Source organism: Psychrosphaera haliotis (assembly GCF_009728465.1).
Taxonomy (GTDB): domain Bacteria; phylum Pseudomonadota; class Gammaproteobacteria; order Enterobacterales; family Alteromonadaceae; genus Psychrosphaera; species Psychrosphaera haliotis.
Genome location: NZ_WOCD01000005.1, coordinates 558,819 through 579,363 on the forward strand (window position 1 = coordinate 558,819; position 20,545 = coordinate 579,363).

Genomic DNA, 20,545 nt, shown 5'->3' on the forward strand with positions numbered 1-20,545 from the left:
AAGCAACTAAATATTAACAGGAAACTATTATGATCTATTCAAAACCCGGAACAGCAGAGTCACTCATCTCTTTTAAAGAAACCTACGCAAATTTTATTAGCGGACAATGGGTTGCACCAGTTGATGGTGTTTACTTCGACAACGTTAGTCCCGTTGACGGTAAAGCGTTTTGTAAAATACCTCGCTCAAACCATAAAGATATAGAACTAGCACTAGACGCTGCACACAAAGCAAAAGATGCGTGGGGGAAAACTGCCGCAGCTGAACGTTCTAACAAGCTTTTAAAAATAGCTGATATAATGGAAGCCAACTTAGAGTTGTTGGCGGTGGCAGAGACCTGGGACAACGGCAAGGCAATTCGCGAAACATTAGCAGCCGACATCCCATTAGCCATTGATCATTTTAGATATTTTGCAGGCTGTTTACGTGCTCAAGAAGGTTCTTTAGCTGAGCTTGACGAGCATACTATGTCGTATCATATTCACGAACCACTTGGTGTTGTTGGTCAAATTATTCCTTGGAACTTTCCTATTTTAATGGCTGCTTGGAAGCTCGGCCCGGCATTAGCCGCCGGAAATTGTGTCGTACTTAAACCAGCCGAACAAACACCCGTTTCAATACTCGTTTTATTAGAGTTAATACAAGACGTTTTACCCGCTGGTGTTTTGAATATAGTCAATGGTTTTGGCATTGAAGCAGGCGAAGCATTAGCGAGCAATAAACGAATCGCAAAGATTGCCTTCACTGGCTCGACACCTGTGGGTTCACACATCCTCAAATGTGCCGCTGAAAATATTATTCCATCTACGGTTGAGTTAGGAGGGAAGTCCCCTAACCTATTCTTTGCCGACGTTATGGATCATGAAGATACTTATCTAAGTAAATGTATTGAAGGCGCTGTACTGGCTTACTTTAACCAAGGCGAGGTTTGTACCTGCCCTTCGCGACTGTTTGTGCATGAAGATATTTATGACCGCTTTATAGAAAAGGTAATTCAACGCAGTTTAGAAATAAAACGAGGTGATCCTTTAGACACAGAAACCATGGTTGGTGCTCAAGCTTCTCAAGAACAGTTTGAAAAAATACTGTCTTATATTGAAATAGGTAAAAAAGAAGGCGCAAAAGTCCTTATTGGTGGTGAAATTGAAAAATCAGCGGATGACTTGAGCAACGGCTTTTATATTCAACCAACTCTATTGGAAGGTCATAATAATATGAGAATTTTCCAAGAAGAGATTTTTGGACCGGTTATTTCGGTATCTAAGTTCAAGGATGATGACGAGGCGTTAACATTGGCAAACCAAACTGAATTTGGCTTAGGGGCTGGTGTTTGGACTAGAGATACAAATAAAGCATTTAAAATGGGCCGAGGCATTCAAGCCGGTAGGGTTTGGACTAATTGTTATCATATGTATCCTGCGCATGCTGCATTCGGTGGATACAAAAAATCCGGAGTGGGCAGAGAGACACATAAAATGGCATTAGAGCATTACCAACAAACAAAAAACTTACTGGTAAGTTATGACACCAATCCACTAGGCTTCTTTTAGTCTGTAAAAGTTTATTCGCCTTAAAATAAAAAACCCGCAATTAAGCGGGTTTTTTGATACGAATTAATTATTCGTTATTCAGCGTTTAACGCGTCCGTTAAGGCTTGCTCTGCATCTTCCATAGAAACAGTTTCTTCTACTTCATCAAAAGCGGCTGCAGCTGCGGCCTTTTCTTGATGGTAGCTGAAACCTGTACCAGCTGGAATCAAACGACCAACGATTACGTTTTCTTTAAGACCACGTAAATCATCACGTTTACCACTCACGGCTGCTTCTGTAAGAACACGGGTAGTTTCTTGGAACGAAGCGGCTGAGATGAATGACTCAGTTGCAAGAGATGCTTTAGTAATACCTAGTAAGTCACGAGTGAACTTAACTAAGTCTTTACCTTCAGCAGCTAACTTACGGTTAGCGATTTTCACTTTAGATACTTCAACCTGCTCTCCAATTAGGAATTCAGACTGACCTGCATCAGTGATAATTGCTTTACGTAACATCTGACGACAGATAGCTTCGATGTGCTTGTCGTTAATTTTAACGCCTTGCAGTCGGTAAACTTCCTGTACTTCATTAACGATGTAGTTAGAGAAAGCAGTAATGCCACGTAAACGTAAGATGTCATGTGGAGACTCTGGACCGTCGGCGATAACTTCACCACGTTCAACAGATTCACCTTCGAACACGTTAAGTTGACGCCACTTAGGAATCATCTCTTCGTGTGCATCACCCTCTACAGGAGTAATAACTAAACGTTTCTTACCTTTAGTCTCTTTACCAAAGCTTACTGAACCGCTGATTTCAGCGAGGATAGCAGGCTCTTTAGGCTTACGAGCTTCAAATAGGTCGGCTACTCGAGGTAGACCACCCGTGATATCACGAGTTTTTGAACCTTCTTGAGGGATACGTGCTAATACGTCACCTGGAACTACGTTTGAGCCATCTTTAGCTTCGATTGTAGTAAATGAAGGTAGACGAATTTCCTGCATACCAGAATCACCAGAGTCAATAATTAACTTAGGCTCTTTTGCATTTGCAAGAGATAAATCTTTAACAACTGTACGTGTAAGACCAGTAAGTTCATCAGTTTGAACTTCGGTATTCGCTTCTTCAACGTCTGAGAACTGAACTTTAGCAGGACGTTCTACAATGATTGGATGCGAATGCGGGTCCCAGTTAGCAACAGTATCGTTACCTTTAACTTCAGCACCATCAGCGATTGTCATCACTGCACCATAAGGCAGTTTATAACGCTCACGCTCACGACCGTGGTCGTCAATGATAGTAACTTCAGCTGAACGAGAAGTAATAACTAACTTACCATCTGCGTTTGTAACGTGTTTAGCGTTATGAAGACGAATAGTACCGTCATTCTTAACTTGAACACTGTTTGCTGCTGTATTTCTTGATGCCGCACCACCGATATGGAACGTACGCATCGTAAGCTGTGTACCTGGCTCACCGATTGATTGTGCTGCAATAACACCAACGGCTTCACCTTGGTTGATTAAGTGACCACGAGCTAGGTCACGACCGTAACACGCTGCACAAACACCAAAGTCATTATCACAAGTGATAATTGAACGTACTTCAACTTCATCAACTGAATGTTCTTCAAGAAGGTCACACAGTTTTTCGTCTAACATAACGCCAGCTTCTACTAACACTTCTTCAGAGTTAGGAGCAGTAACGTCAGATAATGTTACACGACCTAGTACACGTTCACGTAATGGTTCAACAACGTCACCGCCTTCAATAAGAGGCTTCATTGTTAGACCTTCAGTGGTACCACAATCATGTTCGTTGATTACCAAATCTTGGCCAACATCAACTAGACGACGAGTTAGGTAACCCGAGTTAGCTGTTTTAAGTGCCGTATCGGCTAGACCTTTACGCGCACCGTGAGTAGAGATGAAGTACTGTAGTACGTTCAGACCTTCACGGAAGTTCGCTGTGATTGGTGTTTCGATGATTGAGCCATCTGGCTTAGCCATTAGACCACGCATACCAGCTAGCTGACGAATCTGAGCGGCACTACCACGAGCACCAGAGTCTGCCATCATAAATACGCTGTTAAACGAAGGTTGAATTTCTTCTTCGCCGTTTGCGTTGATAACAGCTTCAGTAGATAAGTTGTCCATCATCGCTTTCGATACTTTTTCGTTGGCCGTTGACCAAATATCGATAACTTTGTTGTACTTCTCACCCGCTGTTACTAGACCTTGTTGGAACTGGTCTTGAATCTCAGCAACTTCAGCTTGAGCATCTTCAATTAGGTCGTATTTCGCTTGTGGAATAACCATATCGTCGATACCGATAGAGTTACCCGCTAACATTGCGTAATGGAAACCTGTGTACATGATTTGGTCTGCAAACATTACTGTGTCTTTAATACCAAGACGACGGTAACACTCGTTGATCAACATTGAGATTTGCTTTTTACCAATTGCTTGGTTCATCAAATCAAATGGGAAACCTTCAGGTGCAATCATAGATAAAATTGCACGACCCACTGTTGTCTCTTTAATCACTAATTGTGAAGTACGAGTACCATCTTCAGCAATAGTTACTTCTTTAATACGAACTTTTACGCGCGCATGTAAGTCAGCAACACCACTTCTGTATGCTTTTTCAGCTTCTTTAGTATCTTTAAATACTTGACCTTCGCCACGTGCATTTACGCGGTCACGAGTCATGTAGTAGATACCTAATACAACGTCCTGTGAAGGAACGATGATTGGCTCACCATTCGCTGGAGATAGGATGTTGTTAGTTGACATCATTAACGCACGAGCTTCTAACTGAGCTTCTAGTGTTAATGGTACGTGTACCGCCATTTGGTCACCATCGAAGTCGGCGTTATAAGCCGCACAAACTAATGGGTGCAATTGGATAGCTTTACCTTCAATTAGAACTGGTTCAAATGCTTGAATACCAAGTCTGTGAAGAGTAGGTGCACGGTTAAGCATAACTGGATGTTCACGGATAACTTCATCTAAGATATCCCAAACTTCAGCTGCTTCACGTTCAACCATTTTCTTCGCGGCTTTAATAGTTGTAGCCATGCCACGAAGTTCTAATTTTCCGTAGATAAACGGCTTGAATAATTCAAGTGCCATTTTCTTAGGTAGACCACACTGATGAAGTTTCAGTGTAGGACCAACGGTAATTACAGAACGACCAGAGTAGTCAACACGCTTACCAAGTAAGTTCTGACGGAAACGACCTTGCTTACCTTTAATCATGTCAGCTAAAGATTTAAGAGGACGCTTGTTAGAACCGGTAATTGCACGACCACGACGACCGTTATCTAATAGCGCATCAACGGCTTCCTGTAACATACGCTTTTCGTTACGTACGATAATGTCAGGCGCAGCAAGGTCTAATAGACGCTTAAGACGGTTATTACGGTTAATTACACGACGGTATAAGTCGTTCAGATCTGAAGTCGCAAAACGACCGCCATCTAGTGGTACTAGAGGACGAAGATCTGGTGGAAGAACTGGAAGTACAGTCATTACCATCCACTCTGGACGGTTGCCTGAATTACAGAATGCTTCCATTAATTTAAGACGTTTAGTCAGCTTTTTACGCTTAGTTTCAGAAGTTACCGTTGGTAATTCTTCTTTCATTTCTGCATATTGCTGATTGATGTCGATGTCTTTAAGAAGATCAAAAACGGCTTCAGCACCCATTTTCGCTTCAAATTCATCGCCATGCTCTTCTAAAGAATCTAGGTATTCTTCTTCTGACAACATTTGACCTTTTTCAAGGGTAGTCATGCCAGGTTCAGTAACCGCATATGATTCAAAATAAAGAACACGTTCAATATCACGTAACGTCATATCAAGCATAAGGCCGATACGAGACGGTAATGATTTCAAGAACCAAATGTGTGCAACTGGGCTAGCCAATTCGATGTGACCCATACGCTCACGACGTACTTTAGTTAGGGTAACTTCAACACCACATTTTTCACAGATAACACCACGGTGCTTAAGACGTTTGTACTTACCACACAAACACTCGTAGTCTTTAACTGGGCCGAAAATACGCGCACAGAATAAACCATCACGCTCAGGCTTGAACGTACGATAGTTAATGGTTTCTGGCTTTTTAACTTCACCAAAAGACCATGAGCGAACTACGTCTGGAGACGCTAAGCCGATTCGAATTGAATCAAACTCTTCGCTTTTATTTTGTTGTTTCAAAAACTTAAGTAAGTCTTTCACTTTTGTTCTCCTGAAGGAGTGAAACATTAGGGCGTAGAATGTATACGCTACGCCCCACCACTCAATTTAAAGAACCAATCGGTTTCCCGACTAGGCTTATTCTTCTTCCAGCTCGATGTTTAGACCTAGCGAGCGAATCTCTTTCAACAATACGTTGAACGATTCTGGAATCGCAGGTTCCATACGATGATCACCGTCTACGATGTTTTTATACATCTTAGTACGGCCATTAACGTCATCAGATTTAACTGTAAGCATTTCTTGAAGCGTGTAAGCAGCACCGTAAGCTTCTAGTGCCCATACTTCCATCTCTCCGAAACGCTGACCACCGAACTGAGCTTTACCACCAAGTGGTTGCTGTGTAACTAGGCTGTAAGAGCCAGTTGAACGCGCGTGCATCTTGTCATCAACCAAGTGGTTAAGTTTCAACATGTACATGTAACCAACAGTTACTTTACGCTCAAATGAGTTACCAGTACGACCATCAAACAGGGTAAATTGACCACTGCGAGGCATATCAGCTAGTTCAAATAAGTCTTTAATTTCTTCTTCAGCTGCACCGTCAAATACAGGTGTCGCAATTGGAACACCAGCACGTAGGTTTTGAGCAAGGCGACGTACTTCATCATCAGAGAAGCTATCAATATCAACTTCTTGACGTGATGTACCAGAAGCATAAACCTTTCCTAAGAAATCACGGATTTCCGCAAGTTCTTTTTGCTCTTTGATCATACGGTCTAGTTTTTCACCAAGTCCACGAGCCGCCATACCTAAATGGGTCTCAAGGATCTGACCGATGTTCATACGAGATGGTACACCTAGCGGGTTAAGTACGATATCTACAGGAGTACCGAACTCATCATGTGGCATATCTTCAACAGGAACAATGGTAGAGATTACACCTTTGTTACCGTGACGACCGGCCATTTTATCACCAGGTTGTATACGACGTTTAACAGCTAAATAAACTTTAACGATTTTCAGTACGCCAGGCGCTAAGTCATCACCTTGAGTGATCTTACGACGCTTAACTTCGTACTTTTTGTCATATTCGCCACGAAGCTCTTCATAGCTTGCTGCAAGTTGTTCTAATTCAGCTTGCTTACCTTCATCAGATAGGCTCTGTTGGAACAATTTATCACCAGCAATTGAAGCAACTGTGTCTGCATCTAATCCACCAGAGATTAGAAGCTCACGAGTTCTTGCATACGTGTTGTTTTCAAGAATACGGAATTCTTCGTTTAAGTCTTTTTTCGCTTGAGCTAGTTGCATTTCTTCAATGTCTAGCGCGCGCTTATCTTTTTCTACGCCGTCACGTGTAAATACTTGAACGTCGATTACGGTACCAGACACTGAGTTTGGAACACGTAAAGAACTGTCTTTAACGTCAGACGCTTTTTCACCAAAGATAGCTCGTAGAAGTTTTTCCTCAGGAGTAAGCTGAGTTTCACCTTTAGGTGTAACTTTACCTACTAGGATGTCGCCACCCTTAACTTCTGCACCAATGTATACGATACCTGAGTCATCTAATTTACCTAATGCTGATTCGCCAACATTTGGAATATCAGAAGTAATTTCTTCAGGACCTAACTTAGTGTCACGAGCAACACAGCTTAGCTCTTGGATGTGGATCGTAGTTAAACGATCTTCTTGAACAACGCGCTCAGATACTAAGATCGAGTCTTCGAAGTTATAACCATTCCAAGGCATGAACGCTACGCGCATGTTTTGGCCAAGAGCCAATTCACCTAAGTCTGTTGAAGGACCGTCAGCTAACACGTCGCCACGTTGAACAGGTTCGCCTGAGCTAACTGTTGTCGTTTGGTTAATACATGTATTTTGGTTAGAACGTGTGTATTTAGTTAAGTTGTAAATGTCGATACCAGCTTCGCCAGGTAAACATTCACTTTCATTAACTTTAACAACGATGCGAGATGCATCAGCGTAATCAACTACGCCGCCACGTTTAGCAACAACTGTTACACCTGAATCTTTCGCTACAACCGCTTCCACACCAGTACCAACTAACGGCTTATCAGCACGTAAAGTAGGAACGGCCTGACGTTGCATGTTCGCACCCATTAGGGCACGGTTAGCATCATCGTGTTCTAGGAACGGGATTAAGCTGGCAGCTACAGATACAACCTGTTGAGGCGCTACGTCCATATATTGAACTTGGTCAATAGACGTAATTGTAAATTCATTTTTGAATCGACAAGGAACTAGTTCGTTAACTAGTCGACCTTCCGCGTCCATTTCCGCTGATGCCTGTGCGATTACGAATTTATCTTCTTCAATAGCAGAAAGATAATCGATTTCACCAGTTACTTGGCCATCAACTACACGGCGGTAAGGCGTTTCTAAGAAACCATAAGAGTTTACGCGAGCGTATACTGATAATGAGTTAATTAGACCGATGTTTGGACCTTCCGGAGTTTCGATTGGACAAACACGACCATAGTGAGTCGGGTGAACGTCTCGAACTTCGAAGCCTGCACGTTCACGAGTCAAACCACCTGGGCCTAATGCAGAGATACGACGTTTGTGCGTCACTTCTGATAGCGGGTTGTTTTGGTCCATGAACTGAGATAACTGACTTGAACCAAAGAATTCTTTGATTGCTGCAGAAATCGGCTTAGCGTTAATTAAGTCTTGTGGAGTAGTGTTATCAAGGTCACCTAAACTTAGGCGCTCTTTAACAGCACGCTCAACACGAACTAGACCAACACGGAATTGGTTTTCAGCCATTTCGCCAACAGAACGGATACGACGGTTACCTAAGTGGTCAATATCGTCCACGTCACCTTTACCGTCACGAATGCTAATTAGCACTTTCATAACGTCAGTGATGTCTGTTTTGCTTAATGTACCTTCACCAGTTAGGTCTTCACGACTAACTCGACGGTTAAACTTCATTCTACCTACAGAGGATAAGTCATAACGCTCTAAAGAGAAGAATAGGTTGTCAAATAAAGCTTCCGCTGAATCTTTAGTCGGTGGCTCGCCCGGACGCATCATACGGTAGATTTCAATTAACGCTTCAAGGCGGTTAGTTGAACTATCGATACGTAATGTGTCTGAGATATATGAACCGTGATCTAATTCATTCGTGTAAATAATTTCGAAAGACTTGTGTCCTGCTTCTGCCATTTTAGCTAGTAATTCTAGGCTAATTAGGTCATTGGCATTCGCAACTAGCTCACCTGTAGATGCATCGATGTAATCTTTAGCGATTACTTTATCAATGATGTACTCGTGAGGAACTTCGATTTGATTAATACCCGCTTTTTCCATTGAACGGATATGACGAGCAGTAATACGACGACCAGTTTCAACGATGATTTCACCGTCAGCATCTTTAAAATCGAACGCAGCAGTTTCACCACGAAGGCGAGACGGTTGCAATTCCATTAAGATCTTATCGCCTTTAATTTCTATAGCGATGCGGTCGAAGAATAAGTCTAAGATCTCTTCTGTAGAATACTCTAACGCGCGTAACATGATTGAAGCAGGTAATTTTCTGCGACGATCTATACGAACGAATAAATTATCTTTAGGGTCGAATTCAAAGTCTAACCAAGAGCCACGGTAAGGAATTACGCGGGCATTATATAAAACTTTACCTGATGAGTGAGTTTTACCTTTGTCGTGATCGAAGAATACACCTGGTGAACGGTGCAACTGAGATACGATTACTCGCTCAGTTCCGTTTATGACAAAAGTACCGTTGTCTGTCATTAACGGCATTTCACCCATATAAACTTCTTGCTCTTTGATATCTTTAACAGTACCAGGAGCAGCTTCTTTGTCCATTAGAACTAAACGCAGTTTCACACGTAATGGTGCTGCATATGTAACGCCACGAATTTGACATTCTTTCACGTCGAAGACAGGTTCTCCAACGCGATAGCTAACAAATTGTAATTCGGCGCTACCTGAATAGCTCTTAATAGGGAAAACAGAACGGAAAGCCGCTTCGATGCCATTATTACCGTCTACGTCCGCTTCAATAAACTTATTGTATGATTCAAGCTGAACTTGTAGAAGATAAGGCATGTCCAAAACGTGTTCGCGTTTGCCAAAATCCTTACGAATTCGTTTCTTTTCAGAATAAGAGTAAGCCATGTGGTTCCTCAGCTTGCTGATTTTTGACCCTATAAGCCTGTCTCAATTAAGGAACAGACTACCTTTTAACAGCAAAATTTTGCTATAACCCGCTTCAGTATTAAATCATTACACGCCTTTTGGCATTTACTGAGGCAAATCTGCCCCAAGTTGGTTTGCTATTTAGAGCAAATTTTATAACAACTAATTTGCCTAAGTGCATGTAATTCTTAAATACAAATGGTGGTATAAAAAAGTTTTACCATCATTTTGTGCACTATAAAAGTTTTTACACAGATATAGCGCAAAAAGGCCGGTGATATTTTATCACCAGCCTTTGCCTAAAATTTAGGCAAACAATCTAACAAACGTCAGATTATTTAATTTCAACAGATGCGCCTGCTTCTTCAAGTGTAGCTTTAAGTTCTTCAGCTTCACCTTTAGATACCGCTTCTTTAACAGCGATTGGAGCAGATTCAACCATAGTCTTAGCTTCTTTAAGACCAAGGCCAGTCGCGCCACGTACAGCTTTGATTGATGCAACTTTGTTTGCACCAGCAGCAGTAAGAATAACGTCAAATTCAGTTTTCTCTTCAGCAGCTTCAGCTGGACCAGCAGCAACAACAGCAGCAGCTGCAGTTACACCAAATTTTTCTTCCATAGCTTCAACTAGTTCAACTACTTGCATTACTGACATTTCAGCAACTGCGTCTAAGATTTGTTCTTGAGTTACAGACATTTTATAATTCCTAACTTGTTTAAGCGATAAACTCGCTTGTAATAACTTTCACCTAAAAACTGGATAATTACGAGCACGTAGCTCAGTAATATTATGCAGCTTCTTTCGCTTCTTTTACTGCAGCTAGTGTCTTCACTAGTTTGCCTGCAGAAGCTTCTTTCATAACACTCATTAAACGTGCGATCGCTTCGTCGTATGTAGGTAGTGAAGCAAGAACTTCAACATCTACTACGCTGCCTTCAAATGATGCAGTTTTAAGTTCAAACTTTTCGTTTTTCTTAGCGAAGTCTTTGAAAAGACGTGCGCCAGCACCTGGGTGCTCTTTAGAAAATGCGATTAAAGTTGGACCTGTAAACGAATCATTTAAGACTTCGAAGTCAGTACCTTCAACTGCGCGCTTGGCTAAAGTGTTGCGAACAACCTTCATCCATACGCCATTCTCACGCGCTTCTTTACGAAGTGCAGTGATTGCAGTTACAGATACACCACGAGCGTCTGCTACTACTGCAGACAGAGCGTCTTTGGCTGCTTCTTGGACTTCAGCAACTACTGCTTTTTTGCCATCAAGATTTAATGCCATTAGCTTTTCTCCTGGTTAGTGGAAACGGGGTTAACCGTTTTCATTATGTTCAAGACAAGTCTTGAACGGCTCCGGTGAAAGCCAGAAGTATAATCTTCTGGGGTTTGCACCATCTGCGTAGGAAATTAAGTTTTTGTAATTAAGTAAAACTTTATTACGCTAACACCTACGGTCTTGGATGAAGACGCTTTAAAAGCGTCTCAACCCGAATACTGTTTTACTTTTCAGCTTTGATTGAACCTTGTTCAATCGAAACGCCAGCACCCATTGTAGTAGAAAGACTAACTTTCTTAACAAAAGTACCTTTCGCAGAAGCAGGTTTTGCTTTTACGATAGCGTCTAATAAAGCTTCTAAGTTAGTTTTGATCGCAGCTGCGTCAAAATCAACTTTACCGATAGATGCGTGAACAATACCGTTTTTATCGTTTCTATAACGAACCTGACCAGCTTTAGCATTTTTAACTGCTGTTGCTACGTCTGGAGTAACTGTTCCAACTTTCGGGTTAGGCATAAGGCCACGTGGACCTAAGATCTGACCTAGTTGACCAACAACACGCATCGCATCAGGAGATGCAACAACAACGTCGAAGTTCATTTCGCCAGCTTTAACTTGCTCAGCAAGATCTTCCATACCAACGATATCTGCACCAGCTGCTTTAGCTGCTTCAGCGTTAGCGCCTTGTGTAAATACTGCTACGCGTACGTCTTTACCAGTACCGTTTGGTAGTACAGTTGCACCACGAACGTTTTGGTCAGATTTACGAGCATCGATGCCAAGGTTAATAGCAACGTCAAAGCTCTCTGTGAATTTAGCAGTCGCTAATTCTTTAAGTAGAGTTACCGCTTCTTCGATGCCGTATTCACGAGTTGCATCAACTTTGTCACGAATTAAACGTGCGCGTTTTGTTAATTTAGCCATTGATTAACCCTCTACATTCAAGCCCATTGCACGAGCTGAGCCGGCAATAGTGCGTACTGCTGCATCCATATCGGCTGCAGTTAGGTCTGGTTCTTTAGTCTTTACGATTTCTTCCAACTGTGCACGTGTTACCGTACCCACTTTTTCAGTGTTTGGACGACCAGATCCAGATTTGATACCAGCTGCTTTCTTAAGTAAGTAAGATGCAGGTGGAGTTTTAGTATCGAATGTAAACGAACGATCACTATAAACAGAAATAACAACAGGAACCGGAGCACCTTTTTCCATTTCGCCTGTTTTCGCGTTAAACGCTTTACAGAATTCCATGATGTTCACACCGTGTTGACCTAGAGCAGGACCAACCGGAGGACTTGGGTTTGCCATACCAGCTGCTACTTGCAACTTGATTAGGGCTTCAACTTTTTTAGCCATTTTAGCTTCCTCATTAATGGGTCATCGCCTAGTAAGAACGAGGTTTCTTACTTATCGGCTTCCCGTTTTAAAATTTTTATACCGTCTAAAACGTTTGCTTAAGACACATACAAAAGGGTCGCGCATTATATAGACAATCGCGACCCTTTTCAAGACTGTAATTCGAAATTAACTTCGATTATTTATCTTTTTCTACCTGACCAAACTCAAGTTCGACTGGAGTAGAACGACCAAAGATAAGTACAGATACTTTAACTCGGCTCTTCTCATAATCCACTTCTTCAACAACACCGTTAAAGTCAGCAAATGGACCGTCTGTAACACGAACAACTTCACCTGGTTCAAACAATGTTTTAGGCTTAGGTTTGTTAATGTTTTCTTCTAGACGATTTAAGATAGCATCCGCTTCACGATTAGAAATAGGAGCTGGGCGATCTGATGTACCACCAATGAAACCTAATACGCGAGGCGTGTTTTTAACTAAATGCCAAGCATCTTCGTTCATAGCAATTTCTACTAGAACATAGCCAGGGAAGAATTTACGCTCTGAACGACGTTTCTGACCAGCACGCATTTCAACAACTTCTTCAGTTGGAACTAAGATGCGACCAAAGTAATCTTCCATTGCGTTTACTTTGATATGCTCTTCTAGTGCTTTAGATACACGCCCTTCATAACCTGAGTAAGCTTGAACAACATACCAACGAAGCTTGTTTTCAGAAGCTTGTTCAGTTGGTTGTTCTACATTCTGTTCAACTTCTTGCTCAACATTTTGTTCGGTGTTTAATTCTGATTCAGACATATATTAAAATCCTATACCTGTAAGTAGAGCTACTGCCCAGCGTAAAAACATATCTAAGAAATATAGAATAATCGCGATAACTGCAGTAGCGGCAAAAATAATTAATGTAGTTTGCGTCGCTTCTTGACGAGATGGCCAAATCACTTTGCGAATTTCTTTATTAGATTCTTTAGAGAAGCCAATAAATGTACGACCTTTTTCAGTCGTCGCTGCAAAGAAGCCAGCAACTACTACAGCCGCAACAACACCAATTGCGCGAATCAGTACAGATTCTTGATCGAACATGTTGTTTGCTACAACCGCGCCTGCTAATAATGCAATTGCGATTACCCATTTAACTAAATCCAGTCCTTTGTTTGACTGTTCAACATTGGCACTCATCGAAACACCTTAATTACTACATTTGTGAAAATTGTTATAAACCCCAAAGGACAATACTAATATTTAATACTGTTCTTTGAGGTTTGGCAGGGGCGGAGGGACTCGAACCCCCAGCCATCGGTTTTGGAGACCGCTGTTCTACCAATTGGAACTACGCCCCTGCAACAACACCATTTATGTCTATTAATCAATCAACAGACAGTTACACCACTTTTGTGAAATCTTAATTTTTAAGGGAATCATAAAAGTGGGGAGCGCCATTATACTTAACTAGGTTAATGACGCAATTAAAAACTATTATTCACATCTAATTTATAGACGCTTATATACTTGTTTACCAGCCACCCAAGTTTCCAATACTTTAACTTTCCAAAGGTTTTCAGGGTTGATGGTAAAAATGTCTTCATCAACGAGGATAAAGTCTGCATATTTACCAGCTTGAAGACCACCTAAAACCTTATCTTGATGGGCACCAAAGGCTGCATCAATAGTAAAAGCTCTAAATGCCTCTGCTGTAGACATTGACTCAGATGGAATCCATCCACCTTCTGGCTGGTTTTTTCTATCCTGACGCGTAACAGCCGCATGAAGACCTAAAAATGGATTTGCTAGCTCTACAGGAAAGTCTGAGCCCGCAATGACGCGACTTCCTTGCTTCAAAAATTGCTGCCAAGCATATGCCCCTTTTAGGCGCTCATTACCAATTCGTTTTGGTGCCATGTCTTTATCAGAGGTTGCGTGCGTTGGTTGCATAGAAGGTAAAATATTAAGTTGCTTAAATCTTGGTATATCAGAAGGCTGAACAACTTGCGCGTGCTCAACTCTGTGTCTTAATTCTTTACCACTGTATAACACTGACTCTGGACTTTTGAAAACTCGTTTAAACTCATCTAGTGCAATCTTATTTGCTCTATCACCGATCGCATGAATATTGATTTGAAATCTATGATTTAGAATCTCATCAAATAGCGGTGTTAACTTTTCTTTTGACGTTACAAGTAAACCCACGTTATCTGCATCATCATGATAAGGCTTTAATAGAGCAGCTCCACGGCTACCTAATGCTCCGTCACCATATATTTTTACGCTACGGATAGACAAGAAATCATTTTTATCCGATACATAACCATGTTTTAACATCTCTGAGAGTTTTGGGTCAGTTGCAGATAACATTGCATAAATTCGAACGGCTAGTTTTTCAGATGCTGCGTGTTTCTTTGTATAAGTGATAGGTTTCATGGTCAATTCCCGCATCGTGCATACTTGTTATGCCTAAAGACAGTAGATGTTTTGTGGCTTTGTTTAATGCAGCCGTCATTTCACCTTTAGTCGGGTTTGGTATTTTATTCATGACTAATGTTTCAGCATTGTCGATTAATACACCCGTCGGGTTTCCATTTTCATCTTTTAGTATCTCACCACCTGGCGGAGAGATAGTGTCTTTTGTAATTCCGGCCAACTCTAGCGCTTTAGTATTTAACCAAGCTGCATGGCCATCAACCCGACTTAAATAAACTGGACGATCGGCTATGTATTCGTCTAGTTGTTTTGCCGTAGGGTATTCATTAGAAGCCCAAACCTCTTGGTTCCAACCTCTGCCTTTTATCCAATTTATATTTGGATTTTTAGCGGCATAATCCGCAACCTTTTTAGCTGTTTCGCGCGCGCTGATAATGTCTCTGACGTCAACATTTAATAAATTGAAGCCTAGACCAAGAAGGTGACCATGACCATCTACTAAACCCGGCAACATTACTTTGCCCTTTCCATCTACTACTTTAGCGTTTGGATATTGTGAAGGTAATAATTTATCACCTACTTTTAAGACTCGTCCATCTTCAAACGCTAATGCACTAAAAGTGACCAAGTTTCGCTCATTCGTAAATGTATAACCCGACACATTTTTTATAATGGTGATTTCCGCTAACGTTTGAAAACTCAATACTGCTAGCGTGAGTAGTAATATTTTTTTCATTTTCTATCCTAAAAATATTTTTTAATAACCTATCACGCTCTAGTGCCACTGTAACTATTTTAAGATAGGTGCCTGAATAATTTGGATGAATTAAACCTTTTATTAAGTCTATAGGAAATATTGGACCTATTAAGAACTAAATTTTAAAAACAAAAAAGCCCCAGCTCTTACGAAACCGGGGCTTTTCTTCATCTACTTTGTTATTCCGTTAACCCAAAAGCTAACTTCCTAACTCAGCAGAATTAAGCGATTACTGTTGCTACAACACCAGCACCAACTGTACGACCGCCTTCACGGATCGCGAAACGTAGACCTTCGTCCATCGCGATAGGTGCGATTAGCTCAACAACCATCTTGATGTTATCACCAGGCATTACCATTTCTACGCCTTCTGGAAGCTCAACAGCACCAGTTACGTCAGTTGTACGGAAGTAGAACTGTGGACGGTAACCTTTGAAGAATGGAGTGTGACGTCCGCCTTCTTCTTTAGAAAGTACGTAAACTTCTGATTCAAATTTAGTGTGAGGCTGGATTGAACCAGGCTTCGCTAATACTTGACCACGTTCTACGTCTTCACGCTTAGTACCACGTAATAGTGCACCAATGTTCTCACCTGCACGACCTTCGTCAAGCAATTTACGGAACATTTCAACACCAGTACAAGTAGTAGTTACTGTGTCTTTAATACCAACGATCTCTACTGAGTCACCAGTGTTAACGATACCTTGCTCAACACGACCTGTTACAACTGTACCACGACCAGAAATTGAGAATACGTCTTCGATAGGCATGATGAATGGCTTATCGATGTCACGCTCTGGCTCTGGAATGTAAGTATCTAGTGCTTCAGCTAGTTCGATGATCTTCGCTTCCCACTCTGCTTCGCCTTCAAGAGCTTTAAGAGCTGAACCAGCGATTAGTGGAAGGTCGTCACCTGGGAATTCGTATTCTGAAAGAAGTTCACGAACTTCCATCTCTACTAATTCTAGTAACTCTTCGTCATCAACCATGTCACATTTGTTCATGAATACGATGATGAAAGGTACACCAACCTGACGTGAAAGTAGGATGTGCTCACGAGTCTGAGGCATAGGGCCGTCAGTTGCAGCAACAACTAAGATCGCGCCGTCCATTTGAGCAGCACCAGTGATCATGTTTTTAACATAATCGGCGTGTCCTGGACAATCTACGTGTGCGTAGTGACGAGTTGGAGTATCGTACTCGATGTGAGAAGTATTGATTGTAATACCACGCTCACGCTCTTCTGGAGCATTATCGATTTGTGCGAAATCGCGAGACTCACCACCGTAAGTTTTAGAAAGAACTGCAGAGATTGCAGCTGTTAATGTAGTTTTACCGTGGTCAACGTGACCAATTGTACCAACGTTAACGTGCGGTTTAGTACGTTCAAACTTTTCTCTTGCCATTTTCAGACCTACTTGAGTTTATTAAAATAATACGCAATACGCGTGGTTTCTAAATTTAAAAAGTTTGGGCAGGGAATTATAGATATGGTGCTGATAGGCAGATTTGAACTGCCGACCTCACCCTTACCAAGGGTGCGCTCTACCAACTGAGCTATATCAGCAAAAAATAATTGGAGCGGACGGCGGGAATCGAACCCGCGTTATTAGCTTGGAAGGCTAGAGTAATACCATTATACGACGTCCGCTTTGTTCAATTTCCCGCACAAAGCACAAAAGGTCGCGAGCCGACCTTAAATATCAAGGTTAAACCTTAATAAGAGAATTAGATGGTGGAGGGAGGTGGATTCGAACCACCGAAGGTAGAACCGTCAGATTTACAGTCTGATCCCTTTGGCCACTCGGGAACCCCTCCACACTTTTTTATTTGATGGTGCCGGCTGCCGGAATCGAACTGGCGACCTACTGATTACAAGTCAGTTGCTCTACCAACTGAGCTAAGCCGGCACTGCATCAAGTGGTGCGAATTCTATGGCATGAGGTTTGATTGTGCAAGCCTAAAAACGCTTTTTTTTAAGTTTTTTGTTTGTTTGATTATGTTTTAAACAAAAAGGATACTTATCGTTTATTTAGTATACTTTTGTTTGTTACTTTGTGTATTCCGACAATCCATGAAAAATTAAATCAGGCTCTAACGCATGTTCAATTAACAACCTTTTAGACAAGGTTTGTGCATCTCCACCTGTAAGCAACACCATAATATTTTGACTGTTGTAATCCGATTTAAGTAAATTGACCGCTTTTTCTATACTTCCAATTAATGTCAAAATACAACCGTTTTCCAACGCCGATGGAGTATCGGTGCCAAATTCTTCGATTGCGCTCTCATTGCTAGAAAATACTAGAGGAGCCTTTTGTTCAATTGACTGCTTCATTAATGATAGACCTGGCACAATCCAACCACCTAAATGGTTCTGACTGTCTACTATAGCGTCTATCGTCATCGCGGTACCAGCATCAACAACTACTAAATTGCGGTTAGGGTATAAACGACATGCACCTATTACAGCTACCCATCTATCTATTCCTAAGTTTTTTATATTATTATAACCACAAGTTACACCGCTGTGTTTTTTACTAACTGACGCAACAATAAATGGCTTACCAAAGTTTATAAAGTTAGTTTTTATATTATCAAGAACATCATATTCTTTAACTTTAGATACAATAACCGCCTCTATGTTAGCTAACTGGGATAAAGCGTCTTCTTCAGAGACCCTTAAAATCTTTTGTTGGCTTTCTAAAGCAAACTTAATGGAAGTATTTCCAGCATCTACTAATAAATTCATTGATTGGCCGCTCGTAAACTTACTTCTCCGCCGATAGCTTTGAATACTGTGTTAGTTAAATTATCGTTAACAAGCAATGCTCCGGTGGAGTCTATGCCTAGGCATGTCCCTTCACGAACATTTCGTCCACTGATTACTTTTACGCCTTTATCTTTATATGCATTCATTTTATTCCACGTATCATATAAAGCATCTAATCGAGTCTCTCTAAAAGTAGACATGATAACGTCAATTTCTGCCAGCAAGTAAGTAAGGAAGAGGTTTCTATCCATCGGTTTGTCAACATTTGAGTTTATATCTGTCCAAGGCTGATCAATTTTGAGGGAGGAGTCTTTTGGCATTTGTATGTTAATGCCTATTCCAATTATCAAATGACACATTCCATCACTCTGCCCTTCGGCTTCTATTAACACACCGGCAATTTTTTTATTATCTACAAGTACATCATTCGGCCATTTTAACTGAGCTTTATTACCCACAAATCGATTGATGGAGTTTGCTACTGCAATACCAATTGCCAAACTTAAACCAGAAGCCTCGGAAAGCCCCAAACTCGTTTGGTAATAACGAGACATATAAATATGACTACCAAAAGGACTTACCCACGCACGACCTCTTCGGCCTCTCCCATCTGTCTGGCATTCAGCAACTACCGTATGGCCATTAATCAAGTTCTTATTTTCGCGTAATGATCTAATTAAATAGGCGTTTGTGGAATCGATAACATGATGCAGTTTCTATGGGGTTATTAGCTGTGTAACCCTCTTTAATAGTTTCAAGATTGAGCAGTGATAGTTTCTCCGATAGACGATAACCTTTGCCTTTTACAGAGTAGATATCTAAACCTAGCTCTCTGATAACTTTAATGTGCTTAGCTATAGCACTGCGAGTTACACTCATTGAGTCAGCAAGTTCTTGTCCTGATACGAATTGGCCTGCTGATAGTTCATTTATGATATGTAGCTTAATATCGGACTCAGGTGTCATGTTGTGCACTTATGGTCGTTTCGCCTGAACGCTCAAACATTCTTACTTCTGGTTCAAGCTGAATCCCAAACTTTTTAAAAACTGTCTTTATTATGGCTTGTGTTGCTTGTATTAGGTCGTGACCTTTCGCCTTGCCATTTAGGTTTGTGAGTACTAACGCTTGTGCTGGGTTGACACCAACTTCTCCAAACGATGTTCCTTTTAATCCTGCTTTGTCGATAAGCCAACCTGCCGCAATTTTTACACTATTTTTATCAATGGGATAAGAAGGTAATTCAGGAAACTCTTGTTTTAATATTTCTACCCGTTCTTTGTCAATTATAGGGTTTTTAAAGAAGCTGCCAGCGTTACCAAGCTTGGTTGGATCAGGTAATTTATTTGTTCTAACTTCACATACTTTATTGAATATATCTAAAGGGTTGGGATTAATTATCGAGTTTAATTCTCCATAAGTAGTAACAGGTGTCCACTTTTTTGGAACCTCAAAAGTTACCCTGGTTATTATGCTACTTTTAGACAACTCATTTTAAAAATACTATCTCTATAACCAAAGTTACATTTGTTTTTTAAAAGGGTTTCAAAATTACCTGTTTTTAAATTTAGATATTCAACTTCCTTTATAAACCTTTCTACTTCGACACCGTAAGCACCAATATTTTGAACTGGTGATGCTCCTACTGTTCCTGGTATTAAACCAAGATTTTCAAATCCATTAATATTGTGATCAAGACACCATACAACAAACTCGTGCCAATTTTCACCGGAATTGACTTTGACTATATAAGCGTCATTTGTTTCTTCTAGTGTTTTACCATAAAAACGATTAATAAAAACTGGAATACTGATGTCTTCTAAAAAAACTACATTACTGCCAGAACCCAATAGGATGAAATCAGTATTTAATGCTAAACCCACCAGTTCTTGAAAATCAGAAGGTGTTGCAAGATAGGAAATAGATTCGGCTGTATGATTCAAGCCAAAAGTATGTAGGGGTTTAAGTGAACTCAATCTAAAAACCAGGTAGTGATAATTTTATATAATTTAACATTATAGATTGATTTACTCACTAAAAAT

17 protein-coding genes and 5 tRNA genes are annotated in these 20,545 nt (G+C 40.9%); 1 reads left to right on the forward strand and 21 read right to left on the reverse strand.

Going from position 1 to position 20,545, the window contains the following annotated elements; all coding sequences use genetic code 11:
• Positions 1–29 precede the first annotated feature (29 nt).
• Complete coding sequence (gene exaC, locus GNP35_RS13225) at positions 30–1,550, forward strand: acetaldehyde dehydrogenase ExaC (protein WP_155696589.1); 1,521 nt, start codon at positions 30–32, stop codon at positions 1,548–1,550.
• 74 nt (positions 1,551–1,624) lie between these two features.
• On the opposite strand, the gene rpoC is transcribed toward exaC, so the two are convergent.
• From rpoC to GNP35_RS13325, 21 genes are all read right to left on the reverse strand, one after another.
• A complete protein-coding gene (gene rpoC / locus GNP35_RS13230) occupies positions 1,625–5,779 on the reverse strand; it encodes a DNA-directed RNA polymerase subunit beta' (RefSeq protein WP_330997818.1) in 4,155 nt (1,384 codons plus the stop codon).
• Positions 5,780–5,875: 96 nt separating this feature from the next.
• Positions 5,876–9,904, reverse strand: a complete 4,029-nt coding sequence (gene rpoB, locus GNP35_RS13235) for a DNA-directed RNA polymerase subunit beta (RefSeq protein WP_155696593.1) — start codon at positions 9,902–9,904, stop codon at positions 5,876–5,878.
• Positions 9,905–10,259: 355 nt separating this feature from the next.
• Complete coding sequence (gene rplL / locus GNP35_RS13240; protein ID WP_155696595.1) at positions 10,260–10,622, reverse strand: 50S ribosomal protein L7/L12; 363 nt, start codon at positions 10,620–10,622, stop codon at positions 10,260–10,262.
• A gap of 91 nt (positions 10,623–10,713) precedes the next feature.
• Positions 10,714–11,202, reverse strand: coding sequence for a 50S ribosomal protein L10 (gene rplJ / locus GNP35_RS13245; RefSeq protein ID WP_155696596.1), 489 nt, complete (start codon positions 11,200–11,202; stop codon positions 10,714–10,716).
• Positions 11,203–11,419: 217 nt separating this feature from the next.
• Positions 11,420–12,121, reverse strand: coding sequence for a 50S ribosomal protein L1 (gene rplA, locus GNP35_RS13250; RefSeq protein WP_155696598.1), 702 nt, complete (start codon positions 12,119–12,121; stop codon positions 11,420–11,422).
• Positions 12,122–12,124: 3 nt separating this feature from the next.
• Positions 12,125–12,553 carry a 50S ribosomal protein L11 gene (gene rplK / locus GNP35_RS13255; RefSeq protein WP_155696600.1) on the reverse strand — a complete coding sequence of 143 codons (429 nt, stop codon included), beginning with the start codon at positions 12,551–12,553 and terminating at the stop codon, positions 12,125–12,127.
• A gap of 178 nt (positions 12,554–12,731) precedes the next feature.
• Positions 12,732–13,355: a transcription termination/antitermination protein NusG gene (gene nusG / locus GNP35_RS13260; RefSeq protein ID WP_155696602.1), complete on the reverse strand. Its 624-nt coding sequence runs from the start codon at positions 13,353–13,355 to the stop codon at positions 12,732–12,734.
• A 3-nt stretch (positions 13,356–13,358) separates the two neighbouring features.
• Positions 13,359–13,736: a preprotein translocase subunit SecE gene (gene secE, locus GNP35_RS13265; protein WP_155696604.1), complete on the reverse strand. Its 378-nt coding sequence runs from the start codon at positions 13,734–13,736 to the stop codon at positions 13,359–13,361.
• Positions 13,737–13,820: 84 nt separating this feature from the next.
• A tRNA-Trp gene (locus GNP35_RS13270) sits at positions 13,821–13,897 on the reverse strand.
• Between the two features lie 151 nt (positions 13,898–14,048).
• Positions 14,049–14,975, reverse strand: a complete 927-nt coding sequence (locus GNP35_RS16395) for an amidohydrolase (protein WP_330997819.1) — start codon at positions 14,973–14,975, stop codon at positions 14,049–14,051.
• Complete coding sequence (locus GNP35_RS16400; RefSeq protein WP_330997820.1) at positions 14,935–15,711, reverse strand: amidohydrolase; 777 nt, start codon at positions 15,709–15,711, stop codon at positions 14,935–14,937. Before GNP35_RS16400 ends, GNP35_RS16395 begins: the two co-directional genes overlap by 41 nt.
• Positions 15,712–15,953: 242 nt before the next feature.
• Entirely contained in the window at positions 15,954–17,138 is a 1,185-nt protein-coding gene (tuf, locus tag GNP35_RS13280; RefSeq protein WP_155696579.1) for an elongation factor Tu, read from the reverse strand.
• 85 nt (positions 17,139–17,223) lie between these two features.
• Positions 17,224–17,299: transfer RNA gene (locus GNP35_RS13285), tRNA-Thr, on the reverse strand.
• A gap of 10 nt (positions 17,300–17,309) precedes the next feature.
• Positions 17,310–17,383: transfer RNA gene (locus tag GNP35_RS13290), tRNA-Gly, on the reverse strand.
• A gap of 82 nt (positions 17,384–17,465) precedes the next feature.
• Positions 17,466–17,550, reverse strand: a tRNA-Tyr gene (locus tag GNP35_RS13295).
• Between the two features lie 16 nt (positions 17,551–17,566).
• Positions 17,567–17,642 (reverse strand) — tRNA-Thr (locus GNP35_RS13300).
• Positions 17,643–17,782: 140 nt separating this feature from the next.
• Positions 17,783–18,484: a type III pantothenate kinase gene (locus GNP35_RS13305; RefSeq protein WP_155696606.1), complete on the reverse strand. Its 702-nt coding sequence runs from the start codon at positions 18,482–18,484 to the stop codon at positions 17,783–17,785.
• Positions 18,481–19,218, reverse strand: a complete 738-nt coding sequence (locus GNP35_RS13310; RefSeq protein ID WP_155696608.1) for a biotin--[acetyl-CoA-carboxylase] ligase — start codon at positions 19,216–19,218, stop codon at positions 18,481–18,483. The genes GNP35_RS13305 and GNP35_RS13310 overlap by 4 nt, the downstream gene beginning before the upstream one ends.
• Positions 19,178–19,471 (reverse strand): HTH domain-containing protein, encoded by a 294-nt coding sequence (locus GNP35_RS13315; RefSeq protein WP_155696610.1) that lies wholly within the window; start codon positions 19,469–19,471, stop codon positions 19,178–19,180. The genes GNP35_RS13310 and GNP35_RS13315 overlap by 41 nt, the downstream gene beginning before the upstream one ends.
• Positions 19,461–19,991, reverse strand: coding sequence for a UDP-N-acetylmuramate dehydrogenase (locus GNP35_RS13320; RefSeq protein ID WP_155696612.1), 531 nt, complete (start codon positions 19,989–19,991; stop codon positions 19,461–19,463). The genes GNP35_RS13315 and GNP35_RS13320 overlap by 11 nt, the downstream gene beginning before the upstream one ends.
• Entirely contained in the window at positions 19,973–20,479 is a 507-nt protein-coding gene (locus GNP35_RS13325) for an FAD-binding protein (protein ID WP_196492524.1), read from the reverse strand. Before GNP35_RS13325 ends, GNP35_RS13320 begins: the two co-directional genes overlap by 19 nt.
• Between the last annotated feature and the right edge of the window lie 66 nt (positions 20,480–20,545).

Excerpts from the sequence above, each read along its gene's own strand:
- nusG (WP_155696602.1), bottom strand. The coding sequence starts at position 13,355 with ATGTCTGAATCAGAATTAAACACCGAACAAAATGTTGAGCAAGAAGTT.
- rplK (WP_155696600.1), bottom strand. The coding sequence starts at position 12,553 with ATGGCTAAAAAAGTTGAAGCCCTAATCAAGTTGCAAGTAGCAGCTGGT.
- secE (WP_155696604.1), bottom strand. The coding sequence starts at position 13,736 with ATGAGTGCCAATGTTGAACAGTCAAACAAAGGACTGGATTTAGTTAAA.
- rplL (WP_155696595.1), bottom strand. The coding sequence starts at position 10,622 with ATGTCTGTAACTCAAGAACAAATCTTAGACGCAGTTGCTGAAATGTCA.
- GNP35_RS16400 (WP_330997820.1), bottom strand. The coding sequence starts at position 15,711 with ATGAAAAAAATATTACTACTCACGCTAGCAGTATTGAGTTTTCAAACG.
- tuf (WP_155696579.1), bottom strand. The coding sequence starts at position 17,138 with ATGGCAAGAGAAAAGTTTGAACGTACTAAACCGCACGTTAACGTTGGT.
- rpoB (WP_155696593.1), bottom strand. The coding sequence starts at position 9,904 with ATGGCTTACTCTTATTCTGAAAAGAAACGAATTCGTAAGGATTTTGGC.
- GNP35_RS13305 (WP_155696606.1), bottom strand. The coding sequence starts at position 18,484 with ATGAATTTATTAGTAGATGCTGGAAATACTTCCATTAAGTTTGCTTTA.
- rplJ (WP_155696596.1), bottom strand. The coding sequence starts at position 11,202 with ATGGCATTAAATCTTGATGGCAAAAAAGCAGTAGTTGCTGAAGTCCAA.
- rplA (WP_155696598.1), bottom strand. The coding sequence starts at position 12,121 with ATGGCTAAATTAACAAAACGCGCACGTTTAATTCGTGACAAAGTTGAT.
- exaC (WP_155696589.1), top strand. The coding sequence starts at position 30 with ATGATCTATTCAAAACCCGGAACAGCAGAGTCACTCATCTCTTTTAAA.
- GNP35_RS13315 (WP_155696610.1), bottom strand. The coding sequence starts at position 19,471 with ATGACACCTGAGTCCGATATTAAGCTACATATCATAAATGAACTATCA.
- GNP35_RS16395 (WP_330997819.1), bottom strand. The coding sequence starts at position 14,975 with ATGAAACCTATCACTTATACAAAGAAACACGCAGCATCTGAAAAACTA.